Here is a 23,501-nt window from a genome sequence, read left to right on the forward strand (position 1 = left end):
TTCCTGCCGCGTTCAGACCGCTTCGTACCAGGTGACCGGCGGGAAGGCGTCGGGGTCGGTCACCACGTCGATCAGCGTGGTGCCTTCGGCAGCCATCGCCTCATCGAGCGCGGCGCCCAGCGCCTGCGCCTGCTCGACCCGCACGCCGCGCGCGCCCACCGCCCGCGCGATGGCGGCGTGATCGACCGGCACGAACTGGCAGGCGTCGGTGTAGGCGCCGAACTTGATGTTCTCCGCATGCTTCTGGTAGCCGAGGATGCCGTTGTTCAGCACCACCAGCACCACCTTCAGCTTCATGCGCACGGCGGTCTCGAGCTCGGCCCAGGCGTGCGCGAAGCCGCCGTCGCCGACCACGCAGAACACCGGCGCATCGGGCCGCGCGACGCGGGCGCCCAGCGCCATCGGGAAACCCCAGCCCAGCCCCGCCAGCCCGCGCGGCGTGATGAAGCGCATGCCGGCCTGCCGCGAGCGCAGGCCGTTGGCGATCCAGATCGACGAGTAGCTGGCGTCGGCGACGACGACCGATTCGGCGGTGAGCCGCTGGTCCAGCTCGCGCATGATGCGTTCGGGCCGCATCGGCGAGGCATTGCTGTTGACCAGCGCGGCCACTTCCTCCTGGTGCTGCCGCCGGCCGTTGGCGATGGTGGCTTCCAGCCCCGCACGGGCCTTTTGGCGCTGCGACAGGTCGGCGGCCTTCAGCCGGTCGGCGAGGGCCGCCAGCGTCAGCTTGGCGTCGCCCACCAGGCGCAGCGCCTCGTAGTTGCGGCCGATCTCGGTCGGCTCGATGTCGATGTGGATGAAACGCGCGCCGGCCGGATAGAGCTTCCACGAATCGGTGCCGTTCTGGTTGGTGCGGTTGCCCACCAGCAGCACCACGTCGGCCTCGGCGACCAGCGGCTTCAGGAAGCGCGCGCTGCCGTTCTTGCCGGTGAAGTACGACACGACGCCGAGCGACAGCGGGTGCGTCTCGTCGACCGCGCCCTTGCCCATCACCGTGGTGGCCACCGGCAGCGAGGCCAGCGCCTGCAGCGCGGCCAGCTCGGCCGTGGCGCCCGACAGGTGCACGCCGCCGCCGGCCACCACCACCGGCCGTTGGGCCTGCGCGATCAGCGCAGCGGCCTCGTCGAGGCTGGCGTGCGACGGCATCGCACGGTCGAGCGGATAACGGCCCAGCGACGCGCTGCGCGGCGCGGCGGGCTGCGCGGCGGCAGGCGATGTCAGCAGGTCGGCGGGCAGCAGCAGCACGGCGGGGCCGGGCCGTCCGCTGGTGGCGGCGGTGAAGGCCATGTCGACGTAGTCGTCAATGCGGCTCGCTTCGGTGACGCGGCGCACCCACTTGCTGCAGGGGCGGAACATCGACTCGTGATCGATCTCCTGGAACGCGTTGCGGTCGGTCTGGTCGCGGTTCACGTCCTGCACCAGCGCGATCAGCGGCACCGAGACCTTGAGCGCCTCCATCAACGGCGCGACCAGCAGCGCCGCGGCCGGGCCGTTCTGCGCGGTGACGATGCCGACCTTGCCGCTCAGGCGCGCATAGGCGTCGGCCATGTACCCGCCGGTGTTCTCCTGGCGGTACGCGACTTGCCGGATCCCGTGCTCGCGACCGGCCAGGTGGACCATCGACGGCAGGCTCTGGCCGAACAGGCATTCGACGCCATGGCGCGCCAGCGCCTGCGCCACGCGGTGGGCCACGGTGTCCGTGTATTGCAGGCCGCGCGATTCGGTCGCGCGCCGGGTGGTGGCGTCGGGTTGGGCGTTCATCGGGTCTCCGTTCGGTCGTGTAGGGTGCTCAAGGTATTTTGAAGTTTTTTATAAAATACAGTCTATGTCAACCAGAATATTGAATCCGCCGCCACACGGTCGCCCTGTGGTCCAATCCGTTCCACCGGACTTCCCGTCTCGCTAGACCATGGCCTTCACCGACACCCCCGACATCGCGCAGGACGCCTCGACCATCACCCATTCGAGCCTGGCGACGAAGGTCTACGAATCGCTTCGCTCCTCGCTGGCCAACGGCGAACTGGCGCCCGACCAGAAGTTGAACGGCCGCATGGTGGCCGAGCGCCTGGGCGTGAGCCAGACGCCGGTGCGCGAAGCCATGCTGCAGCTCGTGGCCGAGCGCGCGCTGACGATGAACCGCAACAAGTCGGTGACGGTGCCGGCGCTCACCGCCGAGAAGTTCACCGAGCTGCGCGACATCCGCGTCGCGCTCGAGACGCTGGCGTGCCATGGTGCCGTCGCCCACATCACCGACGCCGACATCGATGCGATCGAGGCGCTGCACCGCCGCATGATCGAGGCGAAGAAGGCAGGCGACTACCGCACCACCATGCGCCTGAACCGCGAGGTGCACCTCGGGATCTACCGGGCCAGCCAGCGCACCGAGCTGGTCGCGCTGATCGAATCGCTGTGGGTGCGCACCGGCCCCTACCTGAACCTGCTCTACCAGAACGAAGGCCGCGTGGTGGTGGAGCCGCACGAACACGAGCGGCTGATCGCCGCGCTGCGCGCGCGGGACGCCGAAGCGGCCGCCGCATCGATCACGCGCGACATCGTCAAGGGCGGCGCGCCGGTGGTCGACGCGCTGCAGGCCGCGGCCGCCAAGTAGCCTGCGCCGTCTTCAGCGCGGCAGCAGCCGCTCGTCCTGCAGTCGGCCGAGCCAGTGGTGCAGCGCGTCCTCGGTGTCCAGGCATTCGGCGAAGCCGTGCTGCCGCAGCTTGATGCCGCTGAGCACCGAGTGCGGCGGATGCGGGTGCCCGCTGCCCAGGCTGCGGTCGGCGAACTGCCAGGAGCTGCCGATCAGCGCCGCTAGCGTCAGCGGCTGCAGGCCATGGCGCTCGACGATGCGCGCCCACGCTGCCTCCTGCGCCGGCATGCACTGCGCCAGCACCGCCGGCTCGTCGGGGCCCAGCGGCATGCCGAAGTGGTCGGCCAGCGCCGGCCACAGGTCCTGCCAGACCAGCAGATCGCCGTTGACGACGTTGTAGGTCTGGCCCGCCGCGACCGGCGCGGTGGCGGCGAACACCGCCGCCTGCGCGATCAGGCGGCTGTCGCTGGCCGCGACCACGAAGCGCCCGCCGCCCGGATAGGCCAGCGGCAGCCCCTGTTCGCGGCGCAGCGCGGCGTAAGCGCCCAGCGCCGCGATCACGTTCATCGGGCTGCCCGGTGCATGCCCGAACACCACCTGCGGCCGCAGGATCGAGAACTGCCACGCCGCACGCCGCTGCCGCTCTCGCAGCAGGTCTTCCTGCAGCCAGTAGAAGTTCTCGTGCGGGTGGCGCGGCGAGCGTTCCTTGCAGGGTACCGGCGCCGGCTCCACGTGCCCGCCATAGGCCTTGGCGCCCTGCATCAGCGTGATGTGGCGCAGCGGCATGCGCACGCCCTCGATCGCGTCCAACAGGTGGCGCAGCATCGCCAGGTTGACCGCCATCTGCCGCGGATCACGCCAGCCGGCCACCAGCTCGGGCAGCTCGTACAGCGCGCTGTAGAAGAGGTGCGTGACGGGCGGCATCGCCCGCAGCGCGGCGGCGCAGGCCTCGGCATCGGTGAGGTCGGCCGCCACGTGCTGCACCGACGCCGGCAGCCCCGGCGGCCGCCTGCGCGACAGCGCGATGACCTGCCAGCCCGGCAGGCCCGCCCAATGCTCGACCGCGGCCGAGCCGACCACGCCGCCGGCCCCGGCGATCAGCACGGTGCCGCTCATCGCTCGACCGTCAGGATGATCTTGCCCTTGGCGCTGCGGTCCAGCAGCGCATGCATCGCCGCCGCGGCCTCCGCCAGCGGGTAGCGCGCGCAGATGTGCGGCCGCAGCCGCCCCTGCCGGAACCAGCCGAACATCTCCTGCAGGTTCTGTGCGTTGCGCTGCGGCTCGTTGCGCGCGAAGGCGCCCCAGAACACGCCCACGATCGCGCAGCCCTTGAGCAGCGGCAGGTTCAGCGGGATCGACGGGATGTCGCCCGCCGCGAAGCCCACCACCAGGAAGCGCCCGTTCCACGCGGTGCCGCGCAGCGCGGGCTCGCTGAAGGCGCCGCCCACCGGGTCGTAGACCACGTCGACGCCGCGCCCGTCGGTCAGCGCCTTGATGCGCTCGCGCAGGTCTTCGCGGCCGTAGTCGATGAGTTCGTCGGCGCCGTGCTCGCGGCACACGGCCAGCTTCTCGGCGCTGGAAGCGGCGGCGATCACGCGCGCCCCCATCGCCTTGCCGAGCTCCACCGCCGCCAGCCCCACCCCGCCGGCCGCGCCCAGCACCAGCAGCGTCTCGCCAGGCTGGAGCTGCGCGCGGTCCTTCAGCGCGTGGTGCGAGGTGCCGTAGGTCAGCACGAAGGCCGACGCGGTCTCGAAGTCCATCTCCGCCGGGATGGGCAGCACGCGCCAGCCTTCGGCCAGCACCTGCTCGGCATAACCGCCCCACCCCACCGGCGCGAGCACGCGGTCGCCGGGCTGCAGGCCCTGCACTTCGGCACCCACCTCCCCCACGACGCCCGCCACCTCGCCGCCGGGCGAGAACGGGAACTCGGGCTTGAACTGGTACTTGCCCTGGATGATCAGCGTGTCGGGGAAGTTCACGCCGGCGGCGTGCACGTCGATCAGCACCTGCTTCGGGCCGGGCCGGGGCGTCGGCATCTCGCGCAGCCGCAGGGATTCGGGCGGGCCGTAGGCCTCGCAGACGATGGCTTTCAAGCGTCCTCCTGAAGTCGAATGTCGGCGCGCCGCGGTCAGGCGGGCGCCATGCCGATGACGCCGGCCTCGGCCAGCCGGGCCAGCGCGGCGTCGTCCAGGCCCAGCATCTCGTGCAGCACCTCGGCGGTGTGCTCGCCGAGCAGCGGCGGCGCGAGCCGGTAGCTCACCGGCGTGGCCGAGAACTTCAGCGGGTTGGCGACGATGGGCGTCACGCCCTTCACCGGGTGCACCACCTGCTGCTGCAGGCCGCGGTGGCGCACCTGCTCGTCGTCGAACACCTGGCCGATGTGGTTCAGCGGCCCGCACGGCACTCCGGCATCGCTGAGCCGGCGCCGCGCGTCGGCCACCGGCAGGCGGCGCATCGCGGCTTCCAGCGTCGGCAGCAACGCGCTGCGGTTGGCCACGCGCAGCGCGTTGGTGGCGAAACGCGGGTCGTCGGCCAGCTCGGGGTGGCCCAGCACCTCGCACAGGCCGTTGAACTGCTTGCTGTTGTTGACGGCAACGACGATCTGCCCGCCTTCGCAATCGAAGGCCTGGTACGGGCAGCTCATCTGCGACGAGATGCCCACCCGCTTCGGCAGCTGGCCCGCCACGAGGTAGTTGGTCGGCACCAGCGTCATCGCGGCCACCTGCGCGTCCAGCAGCGCCAGGTCGATGTGCTGGCCCTGCCCGCCGTTGGCCACGCGGTGGTGCAGCGCCGCCAGGATGCCGATGGTGGCGTACAGGCCCGCGGTGGCGTCGGAGATGGGATAGCCCACGCGCTGCGGCCCGCCGCCGGGCTGGTCTTCCGGCCCGCCGGTGGCCGCCATCAGCCCGCTCATCGCCTGGAAGATCAGGTCGTAGCCCGGCAGGTGCGCGTACGGCCCGGTCTGCCCGAAGCCGGTGATCGAGCAATAGACCAGGCCCGGGTTCACCGCCGAGAGCGACGCGTAGTCGAGCCCGTAGCGCTTCAGGTCGCCGGTCTTGAAGTTCTCGACCACGATGTCGCACTGCGCGGCGAGCCGGCGCACGATGTCCTGCCCCTGCGGCGAGGCCAGGTCGAGCGCGATCGAGCGCTTGTTGCGGTTGACGGCGCTGAAGCCCGAGGTGTCCTGCGTGTTGGCGCCGGGTCGGTCGGCCGGGCGGCTGCCCTGCGTGCGCGACTCGTCGCCGACGCCGGGGCGTTCGACCTTGATCACGTCGGCGCCGAAGTCGGCCAGCATCTGCGTGACCGACGGGCCGGCCAGCACGCGGCTCAGGTCGAGCACGCGCACGCCGGCCAGCGCCCCTGGAGCGGTGGCCTGCTGCATCGTCATTTGGCCTGCTGGCTGAGCAGCCCGGTGTCCTTCAGCGCCTTGCCCATCTGCACGTAGCCCTCGTCGATCATGCGGGCGTAGTCGGCACCGCTCATCGTCACCGGATCGATGCCCATGCGCTGCAGCGACTGCACCAGTTCCGGGTCCTTCATCGCGCCGAGCATCGAGCCCTGCAGGCGCTGCACGATCTCGTTCGGCGTGCCCTTGGGCACCGCCAGGCCCATCCACGATTCGATCTGCACGTCGTAGCCCAGCTCGCGCATCGTCGGCATGTCGGGCCGGTCGGCCCAGCGCGCGGGGCTCACCGAGGCGAGCAGCCGCAGCTTGCCCGACTGCACGTGCGGCACGATCTCCGACGGCGTCTGGATGATCACCTCCACCTGCCCGGCCACCAGCGCCAGCACCGTGTCGGAACCCGACTTGTAGAGCACCTGCTCGAAGTTGCCGCCGGTCTTGCGCCCCAGGTCGTAGAGCGCGATGTTGTTGGGCGCGCCGGGGGCACCGAAGAAGAGCGACTTGCCCTTCTTCGACGCGGCCACCAGGTCGTCGACCGTCTTGTACGGCGAGTCGGCCTTCACGGCCAGGCCGTACTGGAAGCGGCCGAAGGCACCGACGAAGATGAAGTCCTTGGCCGTGTACGGCACGGGCAGCATGTGCGGCACGATGGCCATCGGCGCGAAGGTGAGCACGCCCACGTTGTAGCCGTCGGCCGGCTGGTGCATCAGCTGCGCCGGGTTCAGCGTGGCCTGCGCGCCGGCCTTGTTGAGCACGACGATGGGGACCTTCAGGTCCTTCTCCATCGTCTTGGCGAGCAGGCGCGCCGAGACGTCGCCCACGCCGCCGGCGCCGTAGCCCACGCTGAGCTTGATCTCCTTGTCGGGATAGGCGGCGCTCGCGGCCAGCGGTGCCCATGCGGCGGCGGCCAGTGAAAGGCCGGCCGCCAGGCGCCGGGCGATGCGGGAGGGACGGAAGGTCATGGGAAGTCTCCTGGGTACGGCGGATGGAGCGGCTGCCGCTTCGGCTGGCGGTCTGTGGCCGGGAAAGGAATCGGGATGAGGGAGCGGAGAACGGGAACGGGACGCGGGCGGTGTCAGATCATGAAGCTGCCGCCGTTGACGTCGAGCGTGACGCCGGTGATGAAGCCGGCCTCGTCGCTGGCGAGGAAGGCCACCGCGGCGGCCACGTCGTCGACGGTGCCGAGGCGGCCGACCGGGATGCGCGTGAGGTAGGCCGCGTTGACCTCGGCGCCGGCCGCGGCCGCCATCGGCGTCTCGATGCGGCCTGGCGCGACGGCGTTCGCGGTGATGCCGGCCCCGCCCACCTCGCCGGCCAGCGTGCGCGCCAGCGCCATCATCCCGGCCTTGGAGGCGGCGTAGTGCGCGCCGGCGATGTCGCTGCGTGTGCGTCCGGCCTGCGACGCGATGTTGACGATGCGCCCCCAGCCCGCGGCCCGCATGGCGGGCAGGCAGGCGCGGGCACAGAGGAAGGCGCTGCCGAGGTTGACGTCGAGCACCTGGCGCCATTCGTCGAACGCCATCTCGGCCACCAGCGCCTTCACGCCTGCGTGCTTGGGCGAGATGCCGGCGTTGTTGACCAGCACCGTCACCGGACCGAAGCGCCGCTGCGCCTCCTCGACCAGCCGCGCCACGTCATCGGGCTGCGACACGTCGGCGATGACGCCCTGCGCCCGTTCCGCCAGCGGGCCCAGCGCTGCGGCGGCCTCGTCCAGCGCGGCCTGGCGCGTATCGCAGATCGTGACCTGCGCGCCTTCGGCCAGCAGGCGGCGGGCGATGCCGAGCCCGATGCCGCGCCCCGCCCCGGTGACGATGGCGGTGCGGCCCTCAAAACGCTTTGGCAGACTCATCGCTGACCCCGTTGTTTTGTACAGTGTGTATTTTATAAACTTCACTGACACACGGGTCAACCTCGGGCTAACCCCCGAAGCGCTCGGCTCACCCAGGGGCCGCGGCCGTCAGCCCAGCAGCAGCACGACCTGGTCCTCCTCGACCATGTCGCCCTCGGCCACGTGGAGGGCCACGACCGTGCCGGCGCGGGGTGCGGCCAGCGGGATTTCCATCTTCATCGACTCGACCACCAGCAGCGTGTCGCCCTCGGCCACGGCCTGCCCCTCGGCGACCTCGATTTTCCAGACGCGGCCGGTGGCCTCCGATCGCACGGCCTGCTCAGCCATGGCGGGCCTCCGCCTCGGCGCGGGCGGCCGCGCGCTGCGGCGCCTGCAGCACGACGCCGTCGCCTCGCAGCGCTTCGCGCAGCGTGCGCGCGAATTCGAGCGCGCCGGGCTGGTCGCCGTGGATGCACAGCGTGTCCGCCTGCAGCGGCACGATGCGCCCGCTGACCGCGCGCACCGAGCCGGCCAGCATCTGGCGCACCTGGGCGAGCGACTGCGCGGGGTCCTCGATCATCGCGCCCGGCTGGCCGCGCGGCGACAGGCTGCCGTCGTCCTGGTAGCTGCGGTCGGCGAACACCTCGGCCGCCGCCTGCAGCCCGAGCGCCTCGGCGGCGCGGATCATCTCGCTGCCCGCCAGGCCGAAGAACACCAGCGACGGATCGACGTCGCGCACGGCCTGGGCGATGGCATCGGCCAGCGCGCGGTCCTTGGCGGCCATGTTGTAGAGCGCGCCGTGCGCCTTCACGTGGTTGAGCCGGCCGCCGGCCGCCTGCGCAAAGCCCATCAGCGCACCCACCTGGTAGACCACCATTGCGTAGGCCTCGGCCGGCGACACCTGCATCGCGCGGCGGCCAAAGCCCTGCAGGTCGGGCAGGCCCGGGTGCGCGCCCACCGCCACGCCCCTGGCCAGCGCAGCGCCGACGACGCGGCGCATGGTCGGCGGATCGCCGGCGTGGAAGCCGCAGGCGATGTTGGCCGAGGTGACATGGTCGAGGATGGCGATGTCGTTGCCCATGGCGTAGGCGCCGAAGCCCTCGCCCATGTCGCAGTTGAGGTCCAGTCGGGTGGCGGTCATGCGGTCTTCTCCTTCGGCGCGGCCAGCGCGTCCCGCAGGTGCGCGAGCCGGTGTTCACGGTCGAGGTACAGGGCCTGCGCCGTCTCCAGCGCGATGGCCTGGAAGCGCAGCCCCTGCTGCGGCGCGACCTGCGCCAGCAACGGCAGGTCCACGCTGGCGATGTGTGCGATCTTGGGATAGCCGCCGGCGCTTTGGCGCTCGGCCATCAGAACGATCGGCTGGCCATCGGGAGGCACCTGCACGGTGCCGAAGGCCACGCCCTCGGAGATCAGCTCGGCGGCGGACGAGCGCAGCAGCGCCGGCCCCTGCAGCCGGTAGCCCATGCGGTCGGACTGCGGCGACAGGCGGTACACCGCCTGCGAGAACTGCGCCTGCATCTCCGGCGGGAAGGCCCCCCAGTGCTCGCCCCGCACCACGCGCAGCGTGACCACGGCATCGGCGGCCGCCGGGGGCAGCACGCCCGCGGGCTCCGGCACGCCCGGATCCAGCGGCGCCGCGGACCACGGCCGGCCGGCAGCACCCAGCCCGTCCCCGGGCCGCGCCGCCCCGCCCGCGCCCTGCCCCAGCGGCAGCACGTCGCCCTTGCGCAGCGCGCGGCCTTCGAAGCCGCCGAAGCCGCCGCGCACGAAGGTGCTGCGGCTGCCCATCACCGGCGCCACGCCGAAGCCGCCGCGCACCGCGAGGTAGCTGCGCAGGCCGCTCATGCGGCGCCCGAAATCGAGCTGCGTGCCCGCGGCCACCCACACGCGGCGGTGCATGGGCACCGGCTCGTCGCCGATGCGCGGCGACATGTCGGCCCCGCAGATCGCGATGCAGGCCGGCGCCGTGAAGCGCAGGCTCGGGCCCATCAGCACGATCTCCAGCGTCGCCTCGTCGGCCTCGTTGCCGGCCAGCAGGTTGGCCACGCGGTGCGACCAGGCGTCCATCGCGCCGCCCACCGGCACGCCGAAGCGCTGGTGGCCCCAGCGGCCCATGTCCTGCAGCTGCGACTGCGCGCCGGGCTTGAGCACTTCGATCGTCATGCAGCATCCCCTGCCCGGCCGGCCAGCATCGCCCGGTACGTGGGCTCGTCGATCGGCACGAAGCGGATCGCATCGCCCGGCCCCATCAGGCAGGGCGTGTCGGCGGACGGATCGAACAGCCGCAGCGGCGTGCGGCCGATGAGGTTCCAGCCGCCGGGCGTCTCCAGCGGATAGATGCAGGTCTGGTCGCGGGTGATGGCCACCGAGCCGGCGGGCACGTGCGTGCGCGGCGTGGTGCGGCGCGGCATGGCCAGCGCGGGGTCGAGCCCGCCGATGAACGGGAAGCCCGGCGCGAAGCCGAGCATGTAGACGCGGTGCGGCGAGGCCCCGTGCCGCCGCACGACCTCGGCCTCGCCCAGGCCGCACTGGCGCGCCACGTCGACGAGGTCGGGGCCGGCTTCGCCGCCGTACCACACCGGCACCTCGAACACCCGCGGCACCACGTCGTGCGCATCGATCTCCAGCGCCAGCCGGCGCAGCACCTGCTCGCGCAGCCGGTCGAACGGGAAGCCGCCGCTGCCCTCGACCTGCTCCGGCCGGTAGTGCAGCGTGACGGTGGTGAACGCGGGCACCACGTCGCGCACGCCCGCGAGCGGCGCCTCGAGCAGGTGCTGCACGAAGGCGTGCACGCGCTCGCTGGTGCCGGGGTCGACGCTGTCGCCGAAGCCGACCAGCAAGGCGGCATCGCCCACCGCGTCGATGCGCCATCCGGCGTCCACGGCCGTCATGCGGCCACCCCGGCGGCCGCGCCCAGCAGTTCGGCGCGGGTGCGTTCGACCCAGCCGGTGTCGACGCGGCCGGCGACGAAGTCGGCATGGCCCGCCACGGCCTGCAGGAAGGCCAGGTTGTGCCGCACGCCGTCGATCTCGGCCACCGCCAGCGCCTGCCGCAGGCGGGCCAGCGCGGCGCCGCGGTCTTCGCCCCAGACGATGAGCTTGGCGATCATCGGGTCGTAGTAGGGGGTGATGGCGTCGCCCTCGCGCACGCCCGTGTCCACGCGCACATGCGCCATCGCCTCGGGCATGCGGAAGCGCTTGAGCGGCCCGGGCGACGGCAGGAAGTTCTTGGCCGGGTTCTCGGCATACAGGCGGCATTCGATGGCCGCGCCGCGGCGCTCGATCGCATGCTGGGGCACCGGCACGTGGCAGCCCGCGGCCAGCCGGATCTGCGCCTGCACCAAGTCCCAGCCGGTGACCATCTCGGTGACCGGATGCTCGACCTGGATGCGCGTATTCATCTCCAGGAAGAAGAAGTCCAGCGTGTCCGCGTCGACGATGAACTCGACCGTGCCGGGCCCGCGGTAGCGCTGGTGCGCCGCCAGCGACACCGCGGCCTCGGCCATGCGCGCGCGCAGCGCGGCCGTCAGGCCGGGCGCGGGGCTCTCCTCCACGATCTTCTGGAAGCGCCGCTGCACCGAGCACTCGCGCTCGAACAGGTGCACCGCGCTGCCGTCGCCATGGCCGAAGACCTGGATCTCGACGTGCCGCGCCCGCGGCACCAGCCGCTCCAGGTACACGGTGCCGTCCTTGAAGGCCTTGGCCGCGAGCTGCTGCGTGCCGGCCGCCGCGGCCCGCAGCTGCTCGGGTGCATCGACCCGCCGCATGCCGATGCCGCCGCCGCCGCCGGTGGCCTTCACCAGCAGCGGGTAGCCGACCTCGGCCGCCGCGGCCTCCAGGCCGTCGAGCGCCTCGGCTGCGAAGCGCCGGCTGCCCGGCAGCGTGGGCACGCCGGCGGCCTCGGCAATGGCCCGGGCGCGCTGCTTGTCGCCCATGTCCTCGATGCTGCGCGGGTCGGGGCCGATCCAGGTGATGCCGGCCGCCTCGGCCGCCCGGGCGAAGGCAGTGTTCTCCGACAGGAAGCCGTAGCCGGGGTGCACGCCGTCGGCGCCATGCCGGCGCGCCGCGGCAAGGATGCGCTCGCCGTCGAGGTAGCTCTGCGCCGCGGGCGCGGGGCCGACGGGCTCGGCCGCATCGGCCATCTGCACGTGCAGGGCCTGCGCATCGGCCTCGGAATAGACCGCCACGGTGGCGATGCCCAGTGCCTGGCAGGCACGGATGATGCGGCAGGCGATCTCGCCGCGGTTGGCAATCAGGATGCGTTTCATGTCGTGTGTGTCGCGGCGGCCGGGAAGGAGGGCGGGCCCCCGCCGGGCCCCGGGAGGCCCGGCGGGGCTGCTTCACGCGCCCGTCACTCCGGATGCGGGATCGAGCAGTTCTCGTCGCTGAACGGCCCGCCGACCTTCTCCCAGCCGGGGCCGGGCGCCTGCGGCTCGCACATCTTGGCGCCGCTGGTCTTGTTCTTCCACAGGTAGTAGATGCTGGGCTGCGCGACCGCGGCGGTGCCGGCCAGTCCGACGGCCAGCGCGAGGAGGGAAAGCAAACGCTTCATGGTGGCTCCTTCGGTGAATGGTCAACGATAGATCAGCGAGTTGCCGACGACGGTCAGCAGGGCCTTGGTCTGCGCGACGATCGCGGTCCGGTAGGCCTCGAAGCGGCCGTCCGTCATCGCGTTGTCGTTGCGCGTGCCGCCCACCGCGCCGCCGTAGTAGTTGTTCATCACCGGGATGTGGATGTGGCCGGCCGGGATGTCGAGGCGGAAGACGTCGCGCAGCAGCGTGTTGCGGTACGCGCTCTCGTTGGAGAGGTAGTTGCCGCCGCCGCCTGCGCTGAGGCACCACGCCGGATCGGGCGCGGCCACGGTGGAGAGGTCGGGCATCGAGTTCATCACGTTGTTCGACGGCACGCTGACGGTGGCCGGCAGGCTGCAGTCGGGGAAGTACGTGTAGTTGGTGTGCCAGGTCACGTCGAAGCCCTCGGTGCCCTGGCTGGTGGCGCCCGGCGGCCGGGCGATGCCCTTCTGCGTGTTGGCGGTGACCATCGCCACCATCGGCAGCGACGCGGTGGTGAACTGCGGCGGGAAGTCCTTGATCCACGAGGCCGCGCTCTCGTAGCCCAGCCAGCGCTTGGGCGGGTTGATGTCGCAGCCCGAGCCGGGGATCGAGACGGGCGCCGTGTCGGGCGCCGTCACGGTGCCCAGCGGCAGGACGTAGCTCGGCAGGCGGTTGCCGACCGGGCAGTAGATCATGCCGTCGTTGCCGGCGGACGGGCCGTGGAAGCGGCCGTTCCACTGCTCGAGCCAGAACTGGTTGGCACCGCCCTGGCTGATCGAGATGGAGGCGTCGACCCGCTGCGGGCCTTCGCGGAACCACGGGCCGATGGTGTCTTCCTGCATGCCGAGGTTGAACGGGTCGTAGCTCACCGGCAGCACGTAGGCCTCGACGTGCAGGATGCTGCCGTCGTCCAGCGTGATCTGCCGGCCGTCCATCTCCAGCGCGGTGGCGCCCGAGGGGTTGCCGTTGCGCAGGCCGGTGTTGGGCGTGCCGGGGGTGCCCAGCGTGAAGACGTCGAAGCCGCTGACGAGCATGCGGCGGTACTTGGCGCCGCTGGGGGCGTTGCCGGCGGGCAGGTTGATGTCGTACTGGCCGCGCGACGAGCGCTCGAACTGCAGCTGCAGCTCCGTCATCTGGGCCGCGCTGATCTCGAACGAGGGCTTCCACTGGCGCAGCGTCTTGGTCATGTAGACGCGCGTCCAGTACAGCATGCGGTCGTCGCTGTTGGGCAGCACGCTGCCGGCCGGCGAGGCGCGCCGGCCCTGCACGCGGTCGACCGCGGCACGCCACAGCGCCTGGCCCTCCTCCTTCACGGCCGCGATGGCGGCCTCGTAGTTGAGGATGGTGGTCTTGCCGTCGGCGCCGCACAGCCGCGCCGCGAAGGCCGGATCGAAGGTGTCGAAGCCGGTGTCCTTGACGATGCGCTCCGCCAGCGGCGTCTGGTCGGTCGTGGCCACGTTGTTGCCGGTGAACGGCAGCGGCGTGGTCAGCCGGCGCTCCTCGTAGGCCAGCGCGACGGCGGTGTCCCAGCCGCAGGCGACGGTGGCCGGCGGCGGGGGCGTCGTGGGGGAGTCGTCGGAATCGGAATCGCCGCCGCACGCCGCGAGGAACGCGGCGGCGGCGATGGTCGTGAGGGACAGTCGAATGACGTTGGCGTTCGGTGACATGGGGTGTTTCCTTCTGAACGGCCTGCTGATCACGCGGACGGCGGCGTCCGCGCGCGGCGGTGCGGCCTGGAACGGCCGGCGAGGGGGTGCGGGCGGTGGCGGGCGGGTTCCTCCTTCCTCTTCGGTTCGAATCCGGGTCAGCCCATGGCGCCCGGCAGCGCCATGACGATCTGCGGGAACACGGTGATGAGCACGGTGGCGACCACCATCAGCAGGAAGAAAGGCAAGGCCATGCGCGCCAGCGTGAACAGCTGCAGCCCGGTGATGCCCTGGATGACAAACAGGTTGAAGCCTACCGGCGGCGTGATCTGCGCCATCTCGACGACCAGGATCAGGTAGATGCCGAACCACAGCGGGTCGATGCCGGCGGCCTGCACCGCCGGCAGCAGCACCGCGGTGGTCAGCACCACGATCGAGATGCCGTCGAGGAAGCAGCCCAGCAGCACGAAGAAGACGGTGAGCACCGCGAGCAGCCCGTACGGCCCGAGCCCGAGCGAGGAGATCCACTGCGCCACGTTCGCGGGCAGGCCGGTGAAGCTCATCGCACTGGTGAGGTAGGCGGCGCCCAGCAGGATGAAGGTGATCATGCAGGAGGTGCGCGCCGCGCCCATCAGGCTCGCGACGAACGACTGCCGGTTGAGCGAGCCGCCCCAGGCCGCGATCGCCAGCGAGCCGATGACGCCGAGCGCCGCCGCTTCGGTGGCCGTGGCCACGCCCGTGTAGATCGAACCGATGACGGCCACGATCAGCAGAGCGACCGGCGCCAGCAGGCGCAGCCGCAGGATGCGCTCGCGCCACGGGACGTGGTTGGTGTCGGCCGGCACGCGCGACGGGTGGCGCAGCGACCACAGCGCGATGTAGCCCGAGAAGAGCAGCATCAGCATGAGGCCGGGGAGGATGCCTGCGGTGAACAGCTTGACGATCGACACCTGCGCCGCGACGCCGTAGACGATCATCACGATCGATGGCGGTATCAGCAGCCCCAGCGTGCCGGCGCCGGCCAGCGAGCCGATGCTGATGCTCTCGTCGTAGCCGCGGGACTTCAGCTCCGGCAGCGAAATGCGACCGATCGTCGCGGCGGTGGCCGCGGACGAACCGCTCACCGCCGCGAAGATGCCGCAGCCCAGCACGTTCACGTGCACCAGCCGCCCCGGCAGGCCGCGCACCCAGGGCCCCAGGCCGGAGAACATGTCCTCGGCAAGCCGCGTGCGGTACAGGATCTCTCCCATCCAGATGAACAGCGGCAGCGCCGTCAGCGCCCAGCTCGCGGTGGAACCCCAGGCGGTGGTGGCGAAGAGCACGCCCGGCGGCGCCGAGGTGAACAGCAGCAGGCCCACGAGGCCGCAGGCGATCAGCGCCAGCGCGACCCACACGCCCAGGCCCAGCATCAGGAACAGCACCGCCATCAGCACGGCAGCTTGCGCAAGGTCGCTCACAGGAGCCCTTTCCAGGAAATCGCAGGACGAGTTCGCCCCGGGGAGGCCCCGGGGGCGCTCCCGCTTCAGGGCGCGGACGGACGGGGGGTTATTCGGTGCGGGCCGCCTCGCCGCCGGACGGATCGACGAGCGGGCGGCCCGCGATGCAGCGCAGGAGCCGGTCGGCAAGCACCACCGCCAGCAGCACCATGCCGACGGCCATCGAGAACTGGGGGATCCACAGCGGGACGCGCAGCATGCCCTGGGCGACCTCGTCATACGCCCAGGAGCCGTAGACGAAGGCCACCGTGTGCCATGCCGCCCAGGCAGCCACCGCCGTGCCGATGGCCGTCGCCACCAGCTCGAAGGCCCGCTCGCCGCCCCGGGGCAGGAACTGAAGCACCAGCGTGACGCGGATGTGGTCGCCGTGGCGAAGCGCGTAGGGCAGCGCCAGGAACGCGGAGGCGGCCATGGTCCAGGCCGCGAAGTCGTCGGCCGCGGGAATTTGCTGCCCCGCGAGCCGGGCGACGATCTGCGCCGTGATCACCACGCAGATGGCCGCGAGGGACACCGCCGAGGCGGCGCCCGAGGCCGCGGCCGCACGATCGAGCAGGGACATGGCAGGCCTCCGCGGTTCAGCGCCGGTACGCGTCGAGGACCTTGGCGCCGTCGGCGCCGGACTTCTTCGTCCATTCATCGGCCATGGTCTGGCCGATCTTGGCGAGATCGGCACTCACCCCGGCCGGCACCGGGTGCACCGCAATGCCCTTGTCGGACAGCGTCTTCGTGAGCTTGGCGGTCAGGTCGCGGGCCATCTGCCAGCCGCGGGCCTCGGCACGCTTGCCCGCGTCGAGCACGGCCTGGCGCTGGTCGGCCGGCAGTTCGGCCAGCGCGCGCTTGTTGGCGATGACGATGGCCTGCGGGATGAAGGCCTGCGCGTCGTAGTAGTTCTTGACGTAGTCCCAGGCCTGCGTGTCGACCCCGGTGGCCGGCGAGGTGATCATCATGTCGATCACGCCGGTGGAGAAGGCCTGCGGCACCTCGGCGGTCTGGATGGTGGTCGGCACGGCGCCCATCAGGGTGGCCATGCGGCTGGTGGAGGCGCTGTAGGCCCGGAAGCGCGCGCCCTTGAAATCCGACATCGCGGCCACCGGCGTCTTGGTGTAGATGCCCTGCGGCGGCCACGGTGAGCCATAGACGAGCACGATGCCCTGCTTGTCCAGGCGCTGCACGATCTGCTCGCGCGCCGCCTTCCAGAGCTTCTCCGAGGCATCGAACGACGAGGCCAGGAAGGGCACGCTGTCGACCTCGAACATCGCGTCCTCGTTGCCCAGCGCAGACATGAGGAACTCGCCGATCGGCACGATGCCCTGCTGCACGCCGCGCTTCACCTCGGGGCGCTTCAGCAGCACGCTGTTGGACTGCACCTTGAACTCGAGCTGGCCCTTGGTGGCGGCCTTCACGTCGTCGGCGAACAGCCGCACGTTCTGCGTCAGGTAGTTGGAATCGGGCTGCTCGGCCGACAGGTTCCAGCTCGCGGCATGCGCCGTCCAGGCACACAGGGCCGCGGCGGCGGCGATCAGGCGTTTCATCACGGGGCTTCCTCTTCAAGTCTGTGGCGGGGCCAATGTCGGACAAGAAGCCGGGAGCGTCCATCGAGAAAACTTTATGAGGTAAAGCTAGTTTTGCTGATCGTTTCCGGCCGATGGCGCTGGCCCGGTAGTTGCAATCCCTCTCCCGATCGGGTGCATGCCGCCGCTATGCTGCCGGCGGCCTGCCGCCAGGCCGTGCGCGCACCCGGCACATGCAGAAGGTTGACCCTGTGAACACCCGATTCCTCGAAACGCTTGTCGTGCTGGCGCGTGTGCGCAGCTTCCGCGAGACCGCGCAGGTCCTCAACGCCACGCAGGCGGCCATCTCCCAGCGCATCGCCAGCCTGGAGGACGAACTCGGCACCGAGCTGGTGGACCGCAGCTCCCGCCGGCTGATGCTCACACCGGCGGGCGAGCAGGTGGTGCGGCAGGCCGAGCGGATCCTGCAGCTCGAGCACGAACTCGTGCAGTCCACCCGCCCCGAGGCGCCGCCGGCCGGGCGCGTGCGCATCGGGGCGATCGAGTCGGTGGTGCACACCTGGCTGTCGCCGCTGATCCGCGTGCTGGCCGAGCGGCACCCGCAGGTCAACCCCGACATCACCGTCGACACCGCGCGCAACCTGCAGGACCAGTTCCGCCAGCGCAAGCTCGACGTGATGATCCAGAACGACCCCTACGCCGAGGCCGTCGGCACGATGGACTACGACGTCGCGCCGCTGTGCGAGTTTCCGGTGCGCTGGGTGGCGCGGCCCGACCTGGTGCCTGCCAGCGGCACCGTGACCATCGAGGACCTGGAGCGCGTGCCGGTGCTGACCTTCTCCAAGACCTCCAGCCCGCAGGCGCACGTGCGCTCTCTGTTCGTGGGGCGCGAGCTGGAGCCGCGGGTCTGCAGCTTCCCGTCGGTGGAGTCGATCATCCAGCTGGTCGGCGACGGCTACGGGATCGCGGCGATACCGCCCGTCTTCGTGCGCGAGCGGCTGGAGCGGCGCGAGCTGTTCCAGTGCGACGGCCCGCGCCTGCCCTCGATGGTGATCACCGCCATCTCCGAGCGCAGCGCCGGCGCCGCCGTTCGCGCCACCCAGGCCGTGACCTGCGAGGTGGCGGCGCAGTACTGCGAACGCATGGGCGAGGACTGGGCCCGCAAGCTGGAGCGCACGCCGGGCTGAGCCGCGCCGGCACGCAGCGCGGGCCTCACGGCCGTTCGAGCATCCGGGGCAGCCAGACGAAGCCCGAGGCGTCCTGCGGGGCGGCTTCGATCCTGACGCGCAGCAGGCCGGCCTTCTGCAGCTCGGCGAACAGGCGATCGAGCACACCGGCCTTGGTCCAGCGGTTCATCCGGGTGTAGACGGTGTGCCAGTTGCCGAAGCGCTGTGGCAGCCGCCGCCACTTGCAGCCATGTGCGGTCACGTACAGGATCGCATTGACCACGTCCAGGTTGCTCATGCGCACGTTGCCGCGCTGCGTCGGCAGGCAATGCTCGATCCTCGAGAACTGTTCAGGCGTGATCTCCATCGGTCCGTGCCTTCGGGTTGTGCACCGCTGCGGCGGTGCGGACGACACATCGCGCGGGCCGGCACCTGTCGCCGGCCCGCGACGACTCAGCGCTGCGATGGGAGCCTGCGATGCGTCCAGGCGCCCAGCACCGCCAGGCCGGCGAGCGCCAACACCAGCGAACCGGGCTCCGGCACCGGCGCCATGGCTACGTCGAAGGCCAGCTGGGCCGAACTGGCTGCAAAGCCGCCGAGCGGGTCGGTGCTGGCTTCGCTGAAAAGCTGCAGGTCGACGACGTGGTCCGCACCGTACAGCGGCATCTGGAGATCGAAGGATCCGGTGGTCGAGAACAGCTGGTCGAACACCACCACGCCGCCGCTCCAGACCACGACGGACAACGAGCCGGCCGCCGCAGAACCCGCCGACGCCGCGCCTTCGAACGTGAACTGCAGCGACAGGTTGATCACGCCCGGGCCGGTGTACGTCGACGTGTAGTGCGCGTCCGCCGCGGCGCTGGTGAAACCGGTGGCGCTGTCCGCCTCCGCCGACGTGGAGAACAGCCCGCCGCTCGCGATCGCGCCAGCGCTGGCGAAATCCGTCGCGTTGACCGCCAGCGCGCTGGTGAATAGCGGCACCGGATCGAGGCCGGGCGCCGGCGCGAGCGGGCTGCTCTCCGACCGTGCATCGGACGCGTCGGCCACCAGCGCGATGGTGTTGGTCTGGAACTGGACCGTCGTCGCCGGCACCGCGGCGGCGGCAACCGCCGCGGCGGCCCACAGCGCGATGGCTGCTGCAATACGTTGGATCATGGGAAACCCCTGTGTGTCGGCCGCGCCCCCCTGGAGGCGACCCGTTGGACGGTGGCTGCCGGGGCACCCTCCCCGGCAGCTGCTGCGTGCGCCTCGGCTCAGAAGCCGGTCTTGCCGAAGCCGAAGGTGTAGCGGTCGTTCACCGCGTTCCGGTAGGCGTAGTCGTAGGACTCGGCGTAGCTCGGCACGTCGCCCGCATTGGCGTCGACCGCAGCCTGGTTCGCCGGGATGCCCATGACGAGCTTGCCGCTGGGCTGGAAGCGGCCGCGGATCAGGTCGAGCAGCGCTTCCGCCTTGACGTCGTAGGTGCCGATGACGGCTGCAGCGCCGGGCTCGACGCTGTTGATGACCCAGCCCGTCGTCAGGTTGAGGGCCAGGATCGACGGCACCGCCGCCTGGATCTGCTGGATGCGCTCGACGTTGACACCGGTGGCCGTGCCGAGTTCGATGTTGACCCGATCGGCCAGCGTCTCGAACTGCGGCTGCGCCCACAGCAGCGCGGCATTGGCCTGCGCGGGATCATCGACCACCTTGATGTTCGGGTCGTTGGCGAGCAGTGCCTTCAGCGCAGCCGTCTGCGTGGCGGCGGCCGTGCCGGCGGTGAACACCTCGACGTAGAGGTTGGTCGTGCCCTTCAGCGGCAGCAGTTGCCGGTCGTTGCGCATCAGCACGAGCGATTGGCGGTGGGCCTGGTCGGCCACCAGCTGGTTCGCCGGCGTCTTGGCGATCGCCTGCGCTGCATCGGGGTTGGTGTAGGGGTTCTCGAACAGGCCCAGGGTGAAGATCTCGGTCAGGAGGTTGCCGACGGGCTTGTTCAGCTCCACCTCGCTCAGCAGTCCGTCGTTGACGGCCGTGATCAGGTCGTTCGGGCTGCTGCTGCCCGAGATGATGTCGGCTCCGGCCTTCACGGCCTTGGCCCAGCGCTGCGGCGCCGTCAGGTTCTCGACGCCGAACGCCTGCGCCGTCAGGACACCCGTGTCCGAGTTGAGCACGCCCTTGAAGCCCAGGTGGTCACGCAGCAGCTTCGTGATGAGGGTGTGGTTGTAGACACCGGCGACGTCCTCGAACTGCTGGGTGGGCGACTGCCACCACTCCGACGGCAACTGCGGCGCGCTCAGCGCGTTGTTCGGCCGGTTGTAGTACGACATGATCGCGCTCGCGCCCGCGTCGATCGCGGCCTTGAAGGGCGGCAACTGGTAGGTGAACAGGCTGCCCGCGGTGGGGTAGACCGCGTACTGGCCGGGCACGTTGTGCGGATCCAGGCCGCGCAGCACGGCGCCGTCACCCGGGAAATGCTTGATCACCTGTGCGATCGAGTCCGAACCGATGGCCTGCCCCTGGGTGCCGAGCACCAGGTTGCGGGCGATCATCGAGTTCAGCTCCACGCCCTCGCCGAAGGTGGTGCGGTTGCGCGTCCAGCGCGGCTCGGTCGCCAGCTCGACCTGGTAGCCGTAGATGCGGCGGATGCCGACCGAACGCCATTCCTGGCGCGCGATGGAGGCGAAGTCCTTGATCAGCTGCGGATTGTGGGTGGCCGCCATGCCCAGCGTGCCCGGCCAGATGGAGAACGAGCCGGCGCCGCCGCCCGGTTCGAACACCGCGTTGCCACCGCTCAGGTGGTTGAGCGGGTTGGAGATGATCACCACGGGAATGCCCAGGCGCGACGCTTCGGCACGCTCCTGCGTGGCATTGAGCCGCGTCGCCAGGTCCTTGCCCTGGAAGTTGCTTTCGCGAAGGATCAGGTAGCGGATGTTCCGGTCGAGGTAGGTCTGGTTCTGGCTCTCGCTGTACGAGGTGGGGATGCCCATCAGACCCGCCTTCTCCTGCAGCGACATGCGCGAGAGCAGGTCGGCCACACGCTGGTCGACCGGCAGGCGCCAGTCCTCGTAGCGGTCGAGCTGGCCGTTGTTGTTGAGGTCCTTGAACTTCTGGCCGCCCACGGTGAGCAGGGGCTTCACGCGCGACTGGACGACGGTCGGCTTGATGACCCTCACCTTGCCCCGCGCCACGACGCCCTGCGCTTCGCCGCCGTTGCAGCTCAGTTGGCCGGTGACGAGGGCTTCCGTCTCGGTGAATCCCGGCAGCACCCACTCGAGGTCGCTCTTCTTGAAGGAGGCGACGTAGGTGCGGCGGTCGGCGGACGGCGCCACCGACACCGGCGCGGCCGGCCCCATGCGCACGTTGGCCAGGGCGCAGGCGGCGAGGTCTCCGGCGGCCGCCGTCAGCGCCACGTTGACCACGCCCTCCAGGGAGCGCATGTTGATCGCCTCGGGGACGAACTTCGCCTGCAGCGTGGGCACCGCCTGGCCGAAGGCCACCGGCGACAGCACCAGCATGGCCACGCATGCAGTGGCACGCACACGAGGCTGACGGGGGCGATGGAGCTTTGCGCTGGTTGCGCGCGTTGTTCTCATGAATTGTCTCCTACTCGGTTGAAACTTCTTGGCCCACGGAGGGCGAGGAAAATTTATCCGCGCATCGCCTTGTCGGTCCAATACCTAATTGGTGACCACCGATACCTTTTTCGCAATGGCCTTTCTAAATACCGTTTTAGCTCCTGCAATGCAGATCGATTTGTCTCGGGTATACCCTGAAAAATACGCGCAGTCCCTCTGAATCGACCCACAAATCCAAGAAGATTGGCAGCGGCCTCCTGCCAAGAACAGCAACCCTCCAGTTGGACTGTCTTACTCGATCGCCCCAAAAAGAAGAGCCCCGAGGGGCTCTATAAGCACAGCGTACTGTGCGGAGATGTGCTCGTTCACGTTGCCGGCACGGTGGGCCAATGAATTGCCGGCTCAATATCTCTGACACTGCGGCACCTGCCAGCGAATCGCGGTGGAACTCGCCGAGGTTCTGGACGAACCCCTCAGGCAGCTTCAGAAGGCATGCCTAATTCCTGCGTTGGCCACACGCTTCTCCAGGATCCAGTTGGCCAGGTCGCCGCTGGCGAACGAGATGCCGGCATAGACCTGCGTGTTCTTCGAGAAGGCATACCGCCCGACCAGGGCCGTCTTGCCCAGGTCGGCCGAGGCGCCCGCGCCTTCGTACTTGACGCGCGTGTAGTTGGCGCCGTAGGTGAACGGCCCCATGGGCACCTCGACCCCGACGGTGGCACCGGTCAGCCGGTTGGCCACGAAGGCGCTGCCGGCGTTGATGGTCAGGTTCGATAAACCCGAGGCCGCGCCGTTGCCGCTGCCGAGCGCCAGGTCGCGGTTGCGCTGGTAGCCGCCCAGCAGCTTGAAGGCACCGAAGTTGTAGTTCGCTCCGATGGTCAGCGACTTGTTGGTGTCGTCTTCGGTCGTGCGGGACTTGTTCCATTCGTACGAGAGGGCCACCGCCATCGGCCCGCCCACGTAGCCGACGCTCACCCCGTGGAAGCGGTCGGTGGTGCCTTCACCGGGGGCGAGTTGCCCGGCGGCGAAGAAGCCGCCCCAGGAAGGCGTGCGGTACTGCACCACGTTGTCCGCGCGCGGCGCGTTCAGCCACAGCGGGATGGCGCGGCCCATGTTCGTCACGCCGGTGCTGGGGTTGCTGACCAGCGCGTTGCCCATCGGATCGGTCAGGCCCATCACGTAGTCCTCCAGGACGTACTGGCGGCCCAGCCGCAGCTCCCCCAGCGTCTTGGACGTCACGCCGATGAAGGCCTGGCGGCCGAAGGCCCGCCCGCCCTGCGCGGAGGTGCCGGTGTCGGCGTTGACGCCGCCTTCGAGCACCGCCTGCACCTGCAGGCCACCGCCCAGGTCCTCGTTCACACGGACGCCCCATCGCGAGCCGTTGAGGCCGTTGTTGGTGCCGTCGTTCATCACCACCCTGGTGTCCCCGCCGGCGCGGCCGCCGGCCTTGTATTGCGTGACGTTGAGGTCCACCAGGCCATAGAGCGTGACCGTGCTCTGCGCGGCGGCGGCGTGCGCCAGGCAGGCGAGTGCCGCCCCGACCCACAAGGGGCTGTGTTTGTAGTTCATCGTTGTCCTCGATTGCGCGGATGGAACAAGCCGTCCGGTGTGCGCGACCACCGGCGGCACGGAGGGATCAGCCGCCGGCGGGCCGGAGCATGTTTGGCAGCCAGAGCGAGAACGCCGGCACGTAGGTGACGAGCGCCAGGCACACGGTGAGCGCGCCGTAGAAGGGCAGGATCGACTTCATGACCTGCCCGA

Annotated in this window: 21 protein-coding genes and 1 pseudogene; 2 read left to right on the forward strand and 20 right to left on the reverse strand. The window is 70.6% G+C overall.

What is annotated here, in order from left to right; all coding sequences use genetic code 11:
• Nucleotides 1-12: 12 nt before the first annotated feature.
• A complete protein-coding gene (locus V4F39_RS22695; protein ID WP_332292306.1) occupies nucleotides 13-1,761 on the reverse strand; it encodes an acetolactate synthase catalytic subunit in 1,749 nt (582 codons plus the stop codon).
• Between the two features lie 148 nt (nucleotides 1,762-1,909).
• Here V4F39_RS22695 and V4F39_RS22700 point away from each other — a divergent pair, with 148 nt between their 5' ends.
• Nucleotides 1,910-2,608, forward strand: a complete 699-nt coding sequence (locus tag V4F39_RS22700) for a GntR family transcriptional regulator (RefSeq protein ID WP_332292308.1) — start codon at nucleotides 1,910-1,912, stop codon at nucleotides 2,606-2,608.
• A gap of 12 nt (nucleotides 2,609-2,620) precedes the next feature.
• Here the strand turns inward: V4F39_RS22700 and V4F39_RS22705 are convergent, their stop codons facing one another.
• The 15 genes from V4F39_RS22705 to V4F39_RS22775 all read right to left on the reverse strand — a co-directional run bounded on the left by V4F39_RS22705 (nucleotide 2,621) and on the right by V4F39_RS22775 (nucleotide 17,044).
• Complete coding sequence (locus V4F39_RS22705; protein ID WP_332292309.1) at nucleotides 2,621-3,703, reverse strand: NAD-dependent epimerase/dehydratase family protein; 1,083 nt, start codon at nucleotides 3,701-3,703, stop codon at nucleotides 2,621-2,623.
• Complete coding sequence (locus V4F39_RS22710) at nucleotides 3,700-4,680, reverse strand: NADPH:quinone oxidoreductase family protein (RefSeq protein ID WP_332292310.1); 981 nt, start codon at nucleotides 4,678-4,680, stop codon at nucleotides 3,700-3,702. The genes V4F39_RS22705 and V4F39_RS22710 overlap by 4 nt, the downstream gene beginning before the upstream one ends.
• A 35-nt stretch (nucleotides 4,681-4,715) precedes the next feature.
• Complete coding sequence (locus V4F39_RS22715; protein WP_332292338.1) at nucleotides 4,716-5,969, reverse strand: CaiB/BaiF CoA transferase family protein; 1,254 nt, start codon at nucleotides 5,967-5,969, stop codon at nucleotides 4,716-4,718.
• 2 nt (nucleotides 5,970-5,971) lie between these two features.
• Nucleotides 5,972-6,952: a tripartite tricarboxylate transporter substrate binding protein gene (locus tag V4F39_RS22720; RefSeq protein ID WP_332292311.1), complete on the reverse strand. Its 981-nt coding sequence runs from the start codon at nucleotides 6,950-6,952 to the stop codon at nucleotides 5,972-5,974.
• Between the two features lie 113 nt (nucleotides 6,953-7,065).
• Complete coding sequence (locus tag V4F39_RS22725; RefSeq protein WP_332292312.1) at nucleotides 7,066-7,839, reverse strand: SDR family oxidoreductase; 774 nt, start codon at nucleotides 7,837-7,839, stop codon at nucleotides 7,066-7,068.
• 108 nt (nucleotides 7,840-7,947) lie between these two features.
• Nucleotides 7,948-8,166, reverse strand: coding sequence for an acyl-CoA carboxylase biotin carboxyl carrier protein subunit (locus tag V4F39_RS22730; protein WP_332292313.1), 219 nt, complete (start codon nucleotides 8,164-8,166; stop codon nucleotides 7,948-7,950).
• Nucleotides 8,159-8,959: a LamB/YcsF family protein gene (locus V4F39_RS22735; RefSeq protein WP_332292314.1), complete on the reverse strand. Its 801-nt coding sequence runs from the start codon at nucleotides 8,957-8,959 to the stop codon at nucleotides 8,159-8,161. The genes V4F39_RS22730 and V4F39_RS22735 overlap by 8 nt, the downstream gene beginning before the upstream one ends.
• On the reverse strand, nucleotides 8,956-9,981 hold the full coding sequence (locus tag V4F39_RS22740) for a 5-oxoprolinase subunit C family protein (RefSeq protein ID WP_332292315.1): 1,026 nt from the start codon (nucleotides 9,979-9,981) through the stop codon (nucleotides 8,956-8,958). Before V4F39_RS22740 ends, V4F39_RS22735 begins: the two co-directional genes overlap by 4 nt.
• Complete coding sequence (gene pxpB, locus V4F39_RS22745; protein ID WP_332292316.1) at nucleotides 9,978-10,709, reverse strand: 5-oxoprolinase subunit PxpB; 732 nt, start codon at nucleotides 10,707-10,709, stop codon at nucleotides 9,978-9,980. The genes V4F39_RS22740 and pxpB overlap by 4 nt, the downstream gene beginning before the upstream one ends.
• On the reverse strand, nucleotides 10,706-12,085 hold the full coding sequence (locus V4F39_RS22750) for an acetyl-CoA carboxylase biotin carboxylase subunit (RefSeq protein WP_332292317.1): 1,380 nt from the start codon (nucleotides 12,083-12,085) through the stop codon (nucleotides 10,706-10,708). Before V4F39_RS22750 ends, pxpB begins: the two co-directional genes overlap by 4 nt.
• An 83-nt stretch (nucleotides 12,086-12,168) precedes the next feature.
• The gene (locus tag V4F39_RS22755; protein ID WP_332292319.1) at nucleotides 12,169-12,369 is read right to left on the reverse strand and encodes a hypothetical protein; all 201 of its coding nucleotides are present in this window, start codon (nucleotides 12,367-12,369) and stop codon (nucleotides 12,169-12,171) included.
• Between the two features lie 21 nt (nucleotides 12,370-12,390).
• Nucleotides 12,391-14,037: a hypothetical protein gene (locus tag V4F39_RS22760; protein WP_332292320.1), complete on the reverse strand. Its 1,647-nt coding sequence runs from the start codon at nucleotides 14,035-14,037 to the stop codon at nucleotides 12,391-12,393.
• Between the two features lie 137 nt (nucleotides 14,038-14,174).
• Nucleotides 14,175-15,473, reverse strand: coding sequence for a TRAP transporter large permease (locus V4F39_RS22765; protein WP_332292321.1), 1,299 nt, complete (start codon nucleotides 15,471-15,473; stop codon nucleotides 14,175-14,177).
• 88 nt (nucleotides 15,474-15,561) lie between these two features.
• Complete coding sequence (locus V4F39_RS22770) at nucleotides 15,562-16,071, reverse strand: TRAP transporter small permease (protein ID WP_332292323.1); 510 nt, start codon at nucleotides 16,069-16,071, stop codon at nucleotides 15,562-15,564.
• A gap of 16 nt (nucleotides 16,072-16,087) precedes the next feature.
• Nucleotides 16,088-17,044: a TRAP transporter substrate-binding protein gene (locus V4F39_RS22775; protein ID WP_332292324.1), complete on the reverse strand. Its 957-nt coding sequence runs from the start codon at nucleotides 17,042-17,044 to the stop codon at nucleotides 16,088-16,090.
• A 230-nt stretch (nucleotides 17,045-17,274) separates the two neighbouring features.
• Here V4F39_RS22775 and V4F39_RS22780 point away from each other — a divergent pair, with 230 nt between their 5' ends.
• Nucleotides 17,275-18,210 (forward strand): LysR family transcriptional regulator, encoded by a 936-nt coding sequence (locus tag V4F39_RS22780; RefSeq protein ID WP_332292326.1) that lies wholly within the window; start codon nucleotides 17,275-17,277, stop codon nucleotides 18,208-18,210.
• Between the two features lie 64 nt (nucleotides 18,211-18,274).
• On the opposite strand, the pseudogene V4F39_RS22785 reads toward V4F39_RS22780, so the two are convergent.
• The 4 genes and pseudogenes from V4F39_RS22785 to V4F39_RS22800 all read right to left on the reverse strand — a co-directional run.
• Nucleotides 18,275-18,556 (reverse strand): annotated as a pseudogene (locus V4F39_RS22785) (transposase); the annotation flags it as partial.
• Between the two features lie 86 nt (nucleotides 18,557-18,642).
• Nucleotides 18,643-19,344: a PEP-CTERM sorting domain-containing protein gene (locus tag V4F39_RS22790; protein ID WP_332292328.1), complete on the reverse strand. Its 702-nt coding sequence runs from the start codon at nucleotides 19,342-19,344 to the stop codon at nucleotides 18,643-18,645.
• Nucleotides 19,345-19,442: 98 nt separating this feature from the next.
• Nucleotides 19,443-21,680 carry a glycoside hydrolase family 3 protein gene (locus tag V4F39_RS22795; RefSeq protein ID WP_332292330.1) on the reverse strand — a complete coding sequence of 746 codons (2,238 nt, stop codon included), beginning with the start codon at nucleotides 21,678-21,680 and terminating at the stop codon, nucleotides 19,443-19,445.
• A gap of 543 nt (nucleotides 21,681-22,223) precedes the next feature.
• Nucleotides 22,224-23,309 carry a porin gene (locus tag V4F39_RS22800; RefSeq protein ID WP_332292332.1) on the reverse strand — a complete coding sequence of 362 codons (1,086 nt, stop codon included), beginning with the start codon at nucleotides 23,307-23,309 and terminating at the stop codon, nucleotides 22,224-22,226.
• Between the last annotated feature and the right edge of the window lie 192 nt (nucleotides 23,310-23,501).

This window comes from Aquincola agrisoli, assembly GCF_036621135.1.
Lineage (GTDB): Bacteria > Pseudomonadota > Gammaproteobacteria > Burkholderiales > Burkholderiaceae_C > Aquincola > Aquincola agrisoli.